Origin of the sequence: Pseudoalteromonas sp. J010, assembly GCF_003934235.1 — a bacterium.
Classification (GTDB): Bacteria; Pseudomonadota; Gammaproteobacteria; order Enterobacterales; family Alteromonadaceae; genus Pseudoalteromonas; species Pseudoalteromonas peptidolytica.
The window spans coordinates 228,459-244,887 of sequence record NZ_RDBW01000002.1 but is presented as its reverse complement, the minus strand read 5'-3'; the positions used below and the strand labels follow the sequence as shown (position 1 = coordinate 244,887).

At 45.3% G+C, this 16,429-nt stretch carries 6 protein-coding genes; all 6 read left to right on the top strand.

The features are described 5' to 3' along the window. Window positions 1–14 precede the first annotated feature (14 nt). On the top strand, window positions 15–8,423 hold the full coding sequence (locus EAG18_RS02470) for an SDR family NAD(P)-dependent oxidoreductase (RefSeq protein WP_275557211.1): 8,409 nt from the start codon (window positions 15–17) through the stop codon (window positions 8,421–8,423). A gap of 64 nt (window positions 8,424–8,487) precedes the next feature. Then, window positions 8,488–12,546, top strand: coding sequence for an SDR family NAD(P)-dependent oxidoreductase (locus tag EAG18_RS02465; RefSeq protein WP_125250828.1), 4,059 nt, complete (start codon window positions 8,488–8,490; stop codon window positions 12,544–12,546). Window positions 12,547–12,554: 8 nt separating this feature from the next. After that, window positions 12,555–13,262 (top strand): MBL fold metallo-hydrolase, encoded by a 708-nt coding sequence (locus tag EAG18_RS02460; RefSeq protein WP_125250827.1) that lies wholly within the window; start codon window positions 12,555–12,557, stop codon window positions 13,260–13,262. 235 nt (window positions 13,263–13,497) lie between these two features. After that, window positions 13,498–14,754 carry a hydroxymethylglutaryl-CoA synthase family protein gene (locus EAG18_RS02455; RefSeq protein ID WP_125250826.1) on the top strand — a complete coding sequence of 419 codons (1,257 nt, stop codon included), beginning with the start codon at window positions 13,498–13,500 and terminating at the stop codon, window positions 14,752–14,754. Next, window positions 14,745–15,518, top strand: coding sequence for an enoyl-CoA hydratase/isomerase (locus tag EAG18_RS02450; protein ID WP_125250825.1), 774 nt, complete (start codon window positions 14,745–14,747; stop codon window positions 15,516–15,518). The genes EAG18_RS02455 and EAG18_RS02450 overlap by 10 nt, the downstream gene beginning before the upstream one ends. After that, on the top strand, window positions 15,515–16,264 hold the full coding sequence (locus tag EAG18_RS02445) for a polyketide synthase (RefSeq protein ID WP_125250824.1): 750 nt from the start codon (window positions 15,515–15,517) through the stop codon (window positions 16,262–16,264). Before EAG18_RS02450 ends, EAG18_RS02445 begins: the two co-directional genes overlap by 4 nt. The last annotated feature ends 165 nt before the right edge of the window (window positions 16,265–16,429 follow it).

Sequence of the window (16,429 nt, the reverse complement as noted above, 5' to 3'; positions counted from 1 at the left end):
AACTGAATCCGTTTATCGACTTTGATAAGAGTCCATTTGAGGTTAATCAGCAGTTGACGGATTGGCCAGCGATAGAGGTAGAGGGTAAGGCTCTGCCAAGATTAGCAGGGTTATCTTCATTTGGTGCCGGTGGCTCCAATGCGCATCTTATCATAGAGGAATATCTAGAGCCTGAGCGCGCAGTCGACTCGACCTCAACCCCTCAGCTTATTGTGTTATCGGCGCGCACCGCTGCACACCTAGAGCAACAAGCAAAACGGTTACTGAACTTTATCAGCACCGCAGAGCCTGGGCTATCGCTCGCTGCCATGGCGCACACTTTGCAACTCGGGCGAGAAGCGATGACCCATCGTCTGGGGATTGTTGTGTCCTCTGTTGATGAGTTAGTTGAGAGTTTACAAGGGTATTTGAGTCAAGCGGATACAATACAGATTGCCAATGTCTATTGTGGTGATGTTGAAGCTCGTGCCGATGAAGTTGCTGAGGCAAATAATGACAAGCAGTTTATGCACACTGTGGTCGGTTGGCTCATTAACGGCCAGCTGGACTTGGTGGCTGAGCAGTGGGTATATGGCCTCAATATTGATTGGCAGCTATTGTATTCTGACGCCAATCAGATATCAGGTAACACTGCTCGTTTTATTAGCTTACCGACTTATCCATTTGCCAAAGAAAGCTATTGGGTTGACCCGAAGCAAGCAATGCTAAGTGCTCCTCCTATTGCGGTAAATACGTCGTCAGACACACAGAACAAGCAGTCTCACAAGCCTAAAAGCGCATCAGTCACGGCCGAAACAAACCACACCACGGCTAGCGGTCGGGTATTGAGTGCCAAAGCGGATAATTCTGGGCATTTTGACAATGTTGACATCAAGGCGAAGCCGACCGCGATACAACTTAGTAAAGCGACGCTGACATCACCTACCAGCGTGATAACCGCAAAACCGATTATAAAACCGCGCAAAGCGCATGTCCTAGAAACACCAGCGCACGTTATCCCATCTGCTGATGTTCCCAGCCTTGCTGAGATAATTAAGGTGCTCTGTGCAAGCTTAGCTGATGCACTTTATCTTGAGCACCAAGAAGTGGAGCAAGAGCGCTCATTTATAGAGCTGGGGTTAGATTCTATTTTGGGTGTTGAGTGGGTTAAGCATATTAACAAGCATTACAACCTAAACATCGCCGCTGTGCGGATCTATGACTATGCCAACGTCAAAGCGCTGGCGGGATATATTCAACAAGAGTTGAAAAATAGTACGCCAGAGGCGCCCACACCTGCCACCTCTCAAACTCAAGACGTTGTTGTTACGGATTACGCTGCATCGGAGCCGATGAGTAAAAGTGCGGTGCAGAGTATTTTAGTGAGTACCCTTGCCGATGCGCTATTTTTAGCCACCGAAGAGATTGATTTTGAGAAGCCATTTATTGATATGGGTCTAGACTCCATTATTGGTGTTGAGTGGGTTAAAGAAATTAACAAAACGCTAGACCTTGATGTTGCTGCAACGCGAGTCTATGACTATGCAAATATTAATGCGTTAACGACATATATTCATCAGCAGATAGGTGCTGCGGCGCCGCGCTCACTGACGCCGCCGGCACAGTTGGTACACACTGAGGCAAGCCGCCGTGTGGAGCAAACACGTATTGAGCCATCAGAGGTATTAACTTACTTATCAAGCAGTCTTGCTGAAGCTTTATATCTAGATAAAAATGAAGTCTCACCAACCTCTGCCTTTATTGATTTGGGACTCGACTCGATTGTTGGGGTGGAGTGGGTTAAAGAGATAAATAATACCTATGGACTCGATCTAGCAGCGACCCGAGTGTATGACTACAGCAACCTTGAACAGTTGTCAGCTTACGTGCACCGTTTACTGCAAGAGCAAGAGCAAGAGCAAGAGCAAGAGCAAGAGCAAGAGACGGTCGTGTCAGTCGCACCAGAACCCATGCCGCTAAATACGCAAGCGTCTACCGACACCAAGGTTGTCACTACGACACCTGAAGCACCCGTGAACGGCACGCATTGTGCGAGTACTACACCGAGTAAAATTGCAATTATCGGTATATCTGGGCGTTACCCAGATGCTGAAAACGTCGACGCCTTGTGGAAAAACCTCTGTGAGGGTAAAAACTCTATCACTGAAATGCCTAAATCGCGCTGGAATGTTGATGATTACTTCGACCCTACACGCAAAAACCGTAATACCATCTATGCAAAATGGATAGGGGCGTTGGATGACATTGAGTTATTTGACCCGTTATTTTTCCAAATTTCTCCAAGTGAAGCACGGGGTATGGATCCTCAGCATCGTTTATTTATGCAAGAAAGCTATCGTGCTTTTGAGGATGCTGGGTACTCTAACGAGATGCTGAGCAATAAAAAGTGTGGTGTGTACATGGGCATAATGAATAACGACTATTCATTATTACTGGCACAAGACACACAAGGTGAAGTTGAAACAACGGCAAATAGCTTTGCGATAGGTGCTGCTCGTATCGCCTATTATTTAAATCTAAAGGGCCCTGCTATTCCTATTGATACGGCATGTTCCTCTTCGTTAGTTGCGATGCACTTAGGTTGTCAAGCACTCCAAAATCATGAAGTGGATATGGCATTAGCAGGCGGTGTGAGCCTTTATCTCAGTGCGGATTCATATATTGGCATGTGTCAGGCCGGTATGTTGTCGCCAGCAGGTCAGTGTAAAACATTTGATAATACTGCGGATGGTTTTGTACCGGGCGAAGGCGTTGGTGCTGTCGTGTTGAAGCGCCTTGAGGATGCGCAAGCGGATAATGATCATATTTATGGTGTGATTATTGGATCAGCAATCAATCAAGATGGTAAAACCAATGGGATTACTGCGCCTAGTGTAAGCAGTCAAATTGAGCTAGAGCGTGACTTGTATAAAAGGTTTGATATTGACCCTCAGACGATTAGCTATGTTGAAGCACATGGCACCGGCACCAAGCTTGGCGATCCTATAGAGCTTGAAGCACTAAGCACGGTATTTAAAGAGTACACAACGCGCACGCAATATTGTGGTATCGGGTCGATAAAAACCAATATTGGTCACACCTCAGGTGCTGCGGGAGTCGTTAGCGTACAGAAGGTGCTGATGTCGATGAAGCACCAGCGCTTAGTCCCGAGCTTAAATATGGAAACTGAAAATACACTATTTGATTTTGACGGATCGCCCTTTTTTGTCGTTAAGCATGAAACGCCGTGGGAGGTAGAGGGTAACGCCTTACGTCGCGCAGCTGTAAGCTCTTTTGGTTTTAGTGGCACCAACGCGCATTTGGTCATCGAGGAGTACCAGAGTCATCGCCACATCAACCATTCAGATGATACGTCGCGCCCTAGGCTGATCCCGCTGAGTGCAAAAACGCCCCAGCAATTAACGCAAAAGGCAGCAGACTTACTGAACCACTTACATGAGCATCCAGATACATCGTTAGATAGTATTGCTTACACGTTACAAGTTGGTCGTACTCACATGAAAGCAAGGGTGGGTATGTATGCCTCATCCACAGCGCAACTGGGTGACTTATTAGCACAGTATCTTAATGGTAATGTCGACATTGCAGGGCTTTATACTGGTACGCAGCGCCAACCAAATAGCGAAGTAAATAAAGCATCAAGTGATGTAGACTCAAGCGTGATGACGCAGCGTCTAATAATGAATAGAGAGTATCAGCAGCTGTTGGCACGCTGGAGTGAGGGGCTGGAAGTGGATTGGCACACCCTATATCAAGACGCCAAGACGCCGCAAAAAGTCTCTTTGCCTGGTTACCCCTTTGCTAAGGAGCGCTACTGGATTAATGTCGATAGTAATCAAGAAATCACAGCTCAACCTGTTGCTACAACAGCGGCACAGACTCCAGTAGCAGAGCTTGCACCTGCAACGGCTTGCTTTGCGCCATGTTGGCAAGAAGCACCGTTAGTGCCAGCGCTTAACCATGAAAGTAGTACGGTATTGGTGGTCGGTGGAACTGAGTTGTTGTTATCAAGACTGCATCAGCAGCAGGAAAATAATCGCTTTATCCATGTGACGCAGGGAGAGCAGTATACTGCGACAACAGCGTCACAATTTAGTCTCGATTTTGAAAATGAGTCACACATGCAGAAGTTGATTGCTACATTGGTATCGCACGGTGCGTTACCAGATAAGGTGATTTATTATGTGGACTCAAGCTCTAATAGCAGTAAGCCCCTATCGCACTATGCTAGTGTATTGATCTTGCTTGCTAAATCCATGTTGAATAACAAAGCGATTGATGCCGCGAAAATCGTGGTTGCGTACCGCCATCATCCAGAGCAGGTGCGTACCATAGCCGCATTAGCCGGAGTATGTAAGAGTTTACAACTGGAAAGCCCAGCTTATCAGGCTAAAGTAGTTGAGTTGCCATGGTTATCTTCTTTACCGTCGCAACAAGATGATACTCAAGCGGCAACCATTTTAACGGCGGAGCTTGATTCATTTACCCCACAAGGAAGCGAGGTTCGTTATACCGCAAGTCCAGACGAGCAATCTTTGACGCGCTTTGAAAAGCATTATCAACAATACCGTGACTTGGCTTCGGAAAATCACAATGTCCCCTTAAAACACCGTGGGGTGTATTTGATCACCGGTGGTCTAGGTGGCTTGGGCTATTTATTTGCTGAGCATCTATTGCGCCAATATAATGCTAAGTTAATCTTGGTTGGTCGCTCCAGCTTGGCGCAGTATCAAGCAACACAGCTTAGAAAGTTGCGTGACATTGGCGATGTGGAATACCTTAAAGTAGATATTCGAGATCTCACTGCGGTAACGAATTTAATTACCCATATTGAAACCAAGTATAAACAGTTGAATGGCATATTACACAGTGCTGGTGTGCAACAAGACTCCTTTATCTTTAATAAAGAGATCGAAACCGTTACTAATGTGATAGAAGTGAAGTCGGCAGGATGTATTAATCTTGATATTGCGACAGCGAATATCGATCTTGACTGCTTTGTGTTGTTTTCTTCAATAGCTGGTGCGATGGGAAATCTAGGCCAAGCTGATTATGCGTGTGCCAATCAATTCTTAGATGAGTTTGCGCAATTTCGTCAGCAGCAAGTCGCAGCAGGGTTAAGGCAAGGGGACTCACTTTCAATTAATTGGCCATTTTGGCAAGACGGCGGCATGCAGCTTTCACAAAGCGAACTGGAGATAGTACAGGCGCGCACTGGAATGTTGCCATTACCAAGTGAAGTTGGACTCTCGTCCTGGCAAGCAATGTTAGGCACTGATGTAAGCAACCTAGTGTTGCTCTACGGCAAGCCTGAGGCGTTATCAAATTATATGTGCGCTCCGACATGCCCAACGCCGCAAGTGGAGCTTGATGGCGGTGATAATATCGCGCTGGCACAGTTGACACTAGCATATTTACTGCAAGTCATTGGCCAAGTTATCCAGCTGCCTGCAGAGCAAATAGATCCTGATGAGCGCTTTGAAAGCTATGGTATAGACTCCATTGTCATCAGTAAAATCAATGCAGTATTTGCAGAAGATATAGGAGAGCTGTCACAAACTTTATTTTATGAGTATGAAACACCACAGGCACTGGCCGATCATCTGGTTGATAAAGAGCGCGCAAAATTGGCAACCTTATTTCGCAGTCAAACATCGCAGCCAGCCACTCCACCTGTAACGCCACAAGCAGCTGCTTTACAAGCAGATGTTAACAAGGCTGTGGAGCAAAAAGAGCAACAGGAAGAAATAGATAAAATTGCAATTGTGGGCTTACACGGCTATTTCCCTGGTTGTGACTCGCTGACGTCATTTTGGCAGCAGATCAGAGCTGGGAAAGATCTCACGTGTGAGGTGCCACGCGATAGGTGGGATCAAGCCGCGTATTTTGACAGTGATGAAACCAAGGCAAGTCTCGGTAAGATTTACTGTAATCAAGGCGGATTTTTAGCTGATGTTGATAAGTTTGATCATGGCTTCTTTGGCCTGAGTGTGCCAGAGGCGAGTGTCATAGACCCACAAGAACGCTTATTTTTGCAGTCAGTGTGGTTGGCCTTTGAAGACGCGGGATATAATAGAGAAACGCTAAAAGCCAAGTATGGAAGTAAAAAGCAAGCTAATGTTGGTGTATTTGTTGGTGTGACGACAAATACCTATAACCTATTACTTAGCGACCCAAATACAGCGGGTGAGCAGTACATTCCAAGTGCGCTGCCTTGGTCGATTGCCAATCGGGTGTCATACTTCTTTGACTTTAAAGGGCCGAGCATGCCTGTTGACACAGCTTGTTCGTCATCCTTGGTGGCCATGCACTTAGCCTGCGAAAGTATTCGCAAAAACGAGTGTAAATTGGCTGTTGCAGGTGGTGTGAATCTCTACTTGCATCCAGCTAAATACCAATCGCTTTGTCAGCGAAAAATGCTTGCCAAACACGGCAAAAATAGAAGCTTTGGTGCAGGTGATGATGGCTTTATTCCCGCAGAGGGAGTAGGGAGTATAATACTCAAGCCTGCCAAAGCCGCGATAGCAGATGGCGACCATATTTATGCTACTATTCTATCCAGTGCATGCGAGCACTCAGGACGTTCAAATGGTTACTCGGCACCAAACCCAAACTCTCAAGCTGCATTGGTTGAGCAAGCACTGACATTATCAGAGGTTGCCCCAGAAACCATCAGTTATATTGAAGGCCACGGAACCGGAACTCAGCTAGGTGATAGTCTTGAGGTGACGGCACTTAACCACGGATTTGGTAAACACAAACCCAGCCATTGTGCATTAGGGTCAATTAAGTCCAACATTGGTCACTCAGAAGCTGCTGCGGGTATTGCTGGCGTGACAAAAATTTTGCTACAAATGAAGCATAAGGAACTTGTACCAACAATCCACTCGGATGATGTCAATCCGAATATAGATTTTGCTGCTACTGGCTTCACATTACAACATAAACTGACACCGTGGCTAAGCGAGGGGGCACCAAGGCGAGCGCTGATCAACTCCTTTGGAGCGGGAGGCGTTAACGCTTGCTTGATCCTTGAAGAGCATGCTGCAGTGCCGCCTATGAGTGATTGTTCAGCATCGTCAGAGCTGACTTTTGTATTGTCAGCACATACAAAAGAGCAAGTACGCAGCAAAGTTGTTGCATTCAATGACTATGTTAAAGCGAATGCGCAGGTACCTCTGGACTCGATAGCTTACACATTACAGGTCGGGCGCGAAGCGCTGCGCTATCGATTTGCCGTGGTTGCAGATTCCCACCACGCGCTGGTACAGCAACTTGAAGCGTGGCTCGACCATGAAGATGCTGAGCATGTGTATCAAGGTGAGGTGTTAAGTAAGTCAAAACGCAGTCAGAAATTAGCCGCGTTGGGTGAAGCAGCGGTGCTGCCCCACTTTGATGTTGTCGCCTGGTGTTATGGTGCATCCATAGATTGGGCTGCGCACTATAGTACGCTACCGCGCAAGGTTGCGGTGCCTGGCACGGTGTTTTCAAAACAAAGATGCTGGATAACAGACCTGCACAGTAAGCCGAGCAATCAGCAAGCCGTTACAACGTCACTGCATCCGTTAGTGAGTCATAATAGCTCAACATTGGATGGCATAAAATTTAGTGCCCAACTAAGCAAAAATGCTTTTTATGCGACGGATCATAAAGTGGCTGGTAAGTCGGTTTTCCCAGGTGCAGGGTTTATCGAAATGGCGAATATCTGTGGTGCCATGGCAGCAAAACGCAGAGTTGCTGGTATTCGAGATATTGTCTGGATGGCACCACTTGAAATTGATGCTGAGAGTATTGAAGTGGACATTAATCTTCAGCAGGTTGGAGATGATGTCGAGTTTCAAGTGAGCTCGATGGATATATTTGGCGAAGTGAATGCGCATTCTCAGGGACGTATTATGTACGCAATGAGTGAAAACACGGAGCCAAAAGTGCGAGATCTAGGCGCTTTACAAGCGCAGTGTCAGAAATCGCAGGTTGCCCAAGCGGTGTATGATGGCTTTAATAGATCAGGTATCGAATATAGATCGGCGTTTCAGGTAATACAGCAACTTTATATCGGTGAACGGTTTGCGCTGTCTCGTATTGCGTTAAATGCGCAGCAGCGAGCCGAGTTTGAACACTATGTGCTGCATCCTAGCCTGGTTGATGGTGCTTTCCAAACTATAGTGGGTTTGTTAGCACAAAGCAGTGAAACTGATTCTGTGTTCTTACCATTTGCGCTTGATGAGCTTGAGCTGATTAAACCTTTGACATCGACTTGCTACGCGTATGTGTCGCTCAATGACAGTCATACTCGCACACAAGATGTGAAGACATTTACGATTGAGTTACTCAATGAGCAAGGTGAAGTATTAGTCCGATTCAAAGACTTTTACGTACGCTCGTTTGCAGAGCAAACAGATAAGCAGGTAGAGACGATTTAGTCTCTACCTCTCTGAATTAGAACAATAAGAATCGCGTTTTATTACAGTTTATAGGATCATAGAAATGACAGCAGCAGGACCTCAGGCTCTTGTGGAAGAGTATCCAACAGGTATATTTACATCGATATTTACAGGCAAAGAAGCGTTTTTAGCCGATCATATTATTCAAGGCCAAAAAATATTACCGGGAATGGCCTATTTAGAAATCAGTCGAGCCGCCATAGAGCGCTTGGTTCCCATGTCTGATCAGCACATGGTTGTCCTTAAAGATAGTGTGTTTGTCAGTGCCTTATTAGTATCTAAAGAGTGTGCGTTAGAGGTGCACGTGTATCCAGGCAGTACTGGGGAGTTTGGCATTGAAGTGAAAACCGAGCTGGGCGTTCACTTTCAAAGTAAGGCTTACATCAAAGAGCGCCATGTTTACAACAATGGTGAAGTACCCAAGTTAGACCTTGACCAACTCAAATCCAAGTGTGCAAAGCTAGGCCCCACTAAACAGGCATTTTATGACTATTTTAAAAATAGAGGGGTGTTGCTTGGTCCAAGCCATCGTGGTGTTGAGTCTATTTACATTGGTGACGAATGTGCCTTAAGTAAAATCTCGTTGCCGAATTCCAGTAAGCGCGGTATGTGTATGGATCCTGGGATGCTCGATAGCATCATCCAAGGTGGTGTTGCCTTGTCAACGGATCCGGATGAAAACGAAGTGCCGTTTGCGGTGGTACAAACAGAAATATTTTCACCTTTGGTAGATACTATGTATGGATACATAGAGAAAACCGCAGAAGGGATAAACTACACAGCATCGGACGAGCAGGGCAATGTATGTGTTCGGATCACAGGGTTTCTTACCCGTGAAATAGACTTAAGCTCTAACCAGCCACAATTGGTTTATTACAAGCCAAAGTGGGTGGCCGTCGATACTATTGCTGATGATCCCGCGCCTCAAGTCATAGTCGCGCAAGGTGATTATACTTCTTTAGTTAAGTCAGTAAGTCATGGCGTAAAGACACAACTTAATGACAAAAATGGCTCATCTCGCCTTGATATACATCTTAATCAGCAGCAGAGTGCTTTCAAAGGCATCATGGCTTCGCTAAAAACCATCACGCAAGAGCATGCGAAATTTGAGTGTCGCTTATACCAACAAAATAAAGAACTACAGCTAAGTTACAGCGAAACGGACATGAGCAATGTCGCGACTTTTGTTTGGCCTGATAATAAATGTATTCTCATTACTGGCGGTTTAGGTGGGGTAGGCAGACTTGTTGCAGCGGATATTGCCAAGCATAGTCAAGGCAATACCTTGGTACTGACCGGGCGCAGTGCTATTGATGGCGCAAAGCAACGTATCATCGATGAATTATCGGCGCAGGGCGCGACGGTGCAGTATGTGCAGTGTGATATTACCAATGAGCATGAAGTTGCTGCGTTGATAGCACAATACCCAAATATTCAGGGGGTGTTTCACTGTGCAGGGACAATTAAAGATAATTATATCAATAACAAGAGCAATGAAGAGATTGACCAGGTTTTGGCACCAAAAGTAACCGGGCTCGATCATCTGGACAAAGCGACCGCAGCGCTAACATTAGACTATTTCGTGTGCTTTTCCTCTATCGCAGGAGCGTTGGGTAATAGTGGCCAATTTGACTATGCCGCTGCGAATGGCTACATGGATGCCTCTATGCAGCAGCGTGCTGAGTTGGTGAAACTCGGCCAACGTTCTGGCAACAGTGTCAGTATTAACTGGCCGCTGTGGGACAGTGAAGGCATGCAGCTTGATGAAGAAAGTAAGCAGAAGCTCTTTAACACCTTTAAAATTAGACCACTACCAGCGGATGCCGGTATCGAAGCATTGAAAAAAGTATTGGCTAGCGGTGAGACCCAGCTAGTGGTTTTATTTGGTAATAAAAAGGCAGTGGCTGGCTTGTTTAAACAAAAACAGAAAATCAACAAACAAGACGCCCCAAGTAGCAGCCATAAAACCAGTGTAAAGTCTGAAAAGCTAGAAAAGGAAATTTTATTACAGATCAGAGCGCAAACGGCAGAGCACCTCAAGTTAAGAGCAAACCAAATTGATGATGAAGCAGATTGGCCATCTTTTGGGTTTGACTCAATTATGATGTCGAGCTTTGTAAACCGTCTCAATATGCGCTTTGGGTTAAATCTGATGCCAACGGTATTATTTGAAGCCTCAAACATCAAAGCATTTACTGAGTACTTAGCTGAAAACTGTGCTGAAGAATTGGCAGAAAAACTGTCAGTTGTAGAGCAAACGCAACAAAGTACTAGCAAAGCGCAAGCACCGCAGTCTAACGTTTCACTAGATGTAGAATTGAATGCGCAAAGTGCGTTTGCACAAACATTCAAAAAGTCTTATGTCACTGCGGCTCGATATAGAGAAAAAGACATTGCGATTATCGGTCTGAGTTGTCGGGTGGCAGGTGCAAGAACGCCTCAAGAGTTCTGGGATATGCTTATCCAAGAAAAGGACATGATTTCAGAAATACCAGCGGATCGTTGGGACTGGAGAGATTACCCTGGAGTCAGTAAATGGGGGTCGTTCGTTGATGGCGTCGCCGAGTTTGATCCGCTCTTTTTTGGTATCTCTCCCGCAGAAGCAATGTATATGACGCCTGAACAGCGACTGATGATGCAGTATGTGTGGGAGTGTGTTGAGCACAGTGGTTGTGCCGGTGAGGATATTAAAGGCACAGATACTGGGTTATTTGTGGGGTGTGGACCGAGTGGCTATTCGTCTATTTTGCATGGGCTACCTATTGAAGCTTATTCCGCAACGGGGACAGTGGATTCTATGGGGCCAAATAGGATCAGTTACTTGATGGATTGGCATGGTCCAAGTAATCCTATTGATACCGCGTGTAGCAGCGCCTTAGTAGCGCTTCATCGTGCCGTTGAAGCCATTCGTGCTGGGCATTGTAAGCAAGCTGTTGCTGGAGGCGTGAATCTACTATTGTCTGTTGATGGCTACATTAGTTTCGCGAAGTCAGGGATGTTATGTGAAGATGGTCGCTGTAAAACATTTTCTGATAAAGCCAACGGCTATGTTCGAGGCGAAGGCGTGGGCATGTTAATGGTGAAGTCTCTACCTGATGCACTAAAAGATGGTAATACTATTTACGCTGTGGTGAAAGGCACCGCTGAAAACCACGGTGGACGCTCTACTTCACTGACAGCACCGAACCCAAAAGCACAAGCTGCGGTTGTGAAAAAAGCCATTGCAGATGCGGGAGTGGACTTTACTCGCTTGAGTTATATTGAATGTCACGGCACTGGTACTGAGCTGGGCGATCCGGTTGAAGTTAACGGCTTGAAAATGGTGTCACGCGACCTCGGTGGCGCATCGTCAAACCATGAGTGTGTGCTGGGCAGTGTGAAGTCTAATATCGGCCACTTAGAGTATAGTGCTGGGGTGGTGGGATTGATAAAAGTGATCATGCAGTTAAAACATAAAAAGATAGCGAAGAGTCTGCACAGTGATACTCTCAATCCTTACATTGATCTTAAATCCACACCTTATCGTGTAGCACAACAAGCGATGGACTGGATAGTGCCAGAAGGACAAACCCGAGTTGCTGGCGTGAGTAGTTTTGGTTTTGGTGGAGTAAATGCTCATGTGATCTTGGAGGAGTTTAACAGTGAACTTTACGACCTTGATACGGAGCAAAATAATACCACGCAACGCTATGTATTTCCGCTTTCTGCCAAAAATGAAGAGCGCTTGTTGGACTATGTTGCTGAGCTTAGCAAATACTGTCAATCATCACAGGTGGCGGCTTTATCGCTGCGTGATATTGCCTACACCATGCAATTGGGTCGGGCCGAAATGCAAGAGCGAGTTGCCTTTATCGCCAGTTCTTTAACTGAGCTTACCGAGTTGGCAGATGACTTTGTTGCCTCGCAAGGCAAGTCGCACCATATGCAGGTAATGCGAGGCCGTGTGAAATCCAATGCCACGGAGCAGCACTTAGTACTTAATGACACCCCAGCGGGCCGTGAATTTTTGGATAATTTAATCGAAAGTAATGAAACGGATAAGTTGGCAGAGTTATGGAGTCGCGGTACTCGTATCGATTGGAACAAGCTCTACACTAAATGAGGTCATCAATGAGTATGTCTTATCAAGAGCAAGTGCGTGCAGCAACTAAGCCGCAAGTGATCATGTTAAAGGTTTCACACCACAGAATGATTAATTTCAACTATTTAGTGGTGGATCCGGTATCGCGGTTAGCCGTTATTGTCGATCCAGCTTGGGAACTGGACAAGATCAATGCCGCGATACATCAAGCTGGTGTTGACTTGGTGGGAGTATTACTCACCCATTCTCATGGTGATCATACTCATTTGGCACAAACCGTAGCTCAGAGTTATCACTGCCCGATTTGGATGTCACAAAGAGAAATTGAATATGCAGGGTATCACGCTGCGCAATTGATCCCCATTGATGAATCGCCACTCTTAGTGGGAAATATGAAAATTCAACCTGTGCTCACACCAGGCCATACTCCAGGGAGCACATGTTATTTGATAGATAAAAATATTTTTACAGGTGATGTGCTTTTTGCCGAAGGCTGTGGGTTATGTCCTGACATTGTTGCTGCACACGATATGTACTCAAGTCTTGAGCGGTTAAAAGCGATTATGGCAATGGATACACGGGTTTTTCCTGGGCATAGTTACGGTAAGGTGCCTGGTCAATATTTCAGTACATTACTGAAGGAAAACATTTATTTGCAGTTCCCGGATAAAAGCTCTTTCGCTGCTTTTCGATTGAGGAAACGGCAAAGTAGCGCAAGGGTTTTTGATTTCAAGTAATACCAATTTGCTTAATTAAGTGGTCTATTTTGAAGCGAGAAAATGTTGTCGATAACTAGGTAAAAATTTTGCTATTTAGTTGTTCTAAATGAGAGATTTTTAACGCTGTTAGCGTCAGATTTACGCCTTCAAATTGAGCAAGTATTAAGTCAAATTGGTATAAGTGCAGCACTGCACTGCTAGATCTCAAAGCTAAGATTATTTTCAAAATTAAAAACAAAATTAGGAATTAAATATGAGTTTAGTTGGTATCGAGGCCATGAATGTGTTTTCTGGCACTGCGTATTTGGATGTAAATAAGTTGGCCAAGCACAGAAACTTGGATATGACGCGATTTGAAAACCTCTTAATGAAAGAGAAAACGGTGACCTTACCGTACGAAGATCCGATCACCTACGCGGTGAACGCGGCAAAGCCAATTATCGACAGCCTTACCGCAGAAGAAAAAGATCGCATCGAGATGGTGATCACCTGTACCGAGTCAGCTTTTGACTTTGGTAAATCAATGAGTACCTACTGTCATGACCTACTGGGTTTAAATCGTAATTGTCGCCTATTTGAGTTAAAAAATGCCTGCTATTCTGGGGTGGCTGGATTACAAATGGCAATTAACTTCGTGTTATCTCAAGTTTCACCTGGCGCAAAGGTATTAGTGATTGCAACTGATTTGTCACGCTTTATGTCGGAAGAAGGAGGAGATGCCCTTACCGAAGATTGGTCCTTTGCTGAGCCAAGTGGTGGTTCAGGTGCCGTTGCAATGCTTGTGAGTGATAAGCCTTATATTTTTCAGGCAGATATTGGTGCAAACGGTTACTACGGTTATGAGGTAATGGATACATGTCGTCCAATGCCTGACGCTGATGCGGGGGATTCTGATCTATCTTTACTATCCTATTTAGATTGCTTTGAACATAGCTTTTTGGAGTACCAAAAACGGGTGCCAGAAAGCAGCTATAAAGACACGTTTGACTACATTGCAATGCACACGCCTTTTGGTGGCATGATTAAAGGTGCTCACCGTAATCTGATGCGTAAGCTAGAGCGAGCCAAACCGGCAGATATTGAATTAGACTTTGAGCAGCGCATTATGCCGGGTTTGATGTACTGCCAGCGGGTGGGGAACATTATGGGGGCAACAACCATGCTGTCACTCGCCAGTACCATCGTGCATGGCAACTTTGATGACCCTAGGCGTGTAGGTGTGTTTTCTTATGGTTCAGGTTGTTGTTCGGAATTTTTCAGTGGTGTAGTGACTAAAACCAGCCAAGAGCGACTACGCGCTCAAAATATCAAAGCACAGCTAGATAGCCGTTATGAATTGACCATGGATGAGTACGAGCAGCTTCTGATCGACAGCAACATGGTGAAGTTCGGTACCCGTAACGTGGAGCTGGACACGAGTTTTGCACCTAAAGCGAGGACATCTCAATCAGTGCCTACCTTGTTCTTAAAGCGCATCACAGAATTTCATAGGGAGTATGAATGGGTATAAATCATTATCACACGCTTAAGGTTCGATTTGAGCAGGATATTTGTTTTGTACAAATGTATCGCCCTGATGCTGATAACGCATTAAACGAACAGATGATTGATGAATTGATCGATATTTATCAAGTGTGTGAAACACAGGCGAAAATCGTCGTATTAGAAGGTACTGAGTCGGTTTTCTGTTTTGGGGCGGACTTTAAGGAGGTTGGCTCTGATGACGACGCGCAAGAAGATAGCCCAGCGCCTTTGTATGAGTTATGGCAAAAGATGGCGACAGGACCTTATTTGACCATTGCTCATGTGCGCGGCAAGGTGAATGCAGGTGGCGTTGGCTTGGTCGCAGCATCAGATATTGTGCTGAGTGAGTCAGCGGCAACCTTTAGCTTGTCTGAGCTATTGTTTGGTCTCATGCCAGCGTGTGTTTTGCCATTTTTGATCCGCCGAATTGGCGTGACCAAAGCGAACTATATGACATTGATGACACAGCCTATTCAAGCATCACAAGCAGCAGAATGGGGGCTGGTTGATACGATAGAGCAAAACAGTACCAACTTACTTCGTCGGCACTTGCTACGCCTGCGTCGATTAGATAAAAAAGCAATATCCCGTTATAAAGCATATTTAGCTGAATTAGATAGCTTTATTGATGATGCTAAAGCGCCTGCTGTGGCGGGAAACTTGGCTGTGTTCTCAGACCCTGAAAATGTTGCAAAGATTGTGCGGTACACCCAAACCGGACAATTTCCTTGGGAGGATAACAGAGCATGAGCGAACCTGCTGTTGCTGTGAGTGAAGTCAGTTCTGGTGTAGTGCAAATCACTATGCAGGATAAAGTGAACAAGAATACTTTTTCTGCAGCACTCACCGACGGCTTGATCGATGCCTTTTCGCAAGTTGGCCAGAATACGGAGTATAAGGTCGTAATTCTAACAGGCTTTGATAATTATTTTGCCAGTGGAGGAACGCAAGAGGATTTACTGTATTTATCGGGGGGGGAAGGTAAATTTTCGGACCGAGATTTATATAGTTTAGCGCTTAACTGCCCTATCCCTGTTATTGCTGCAATGCAAGGACATGGGATTGGAGGTGGATTTGTCTTAGGTATGTTTGCAGATATTGTCATTTTGAGTCGCGAAAGTATCTATACCACGAATTTTATGAAGTATGGGTTTACGCCTGGAATGGGCGCGACCTTTGTATTGCCGAAAAAATTAGGATTTGCCCTGGCGGAAGAAATGATGCTGAGTGCAAAAAATTATCGAGGTGCGGAGTTACAACAAAGAGGAGTTCCTTTTCGTGTAATGCCTCGAGCTGAAGTAATGGAATACGCATACGAGTTAGCATCCACTTTGGCTGAAAAGCCCAGATACTCGTTAGTGACTTTAAAAGATCATTTGGTTAGCGAGTTACGTGCTGGTCTAAGTCAGGCGATAAAAAGTGAAGTTGTGATGCATGACAAAACATTTAATCAACCACAAGTAAAAGAGCGCATCGCAGAGTTATTTGGTCGTTAATTTGTGTGATCCGCAGTTATGAAAACAACAGTGATACCAATAGGTTTAATTACGAGATCTATTTGAGGTGGTAACACGGTGTTGATAACACCGCTACCGTTCCAGCATCAGTAGATGCGCTCAAACGGATCATGTGTTAGGCCAAAATTGGTATTGGATATCTAC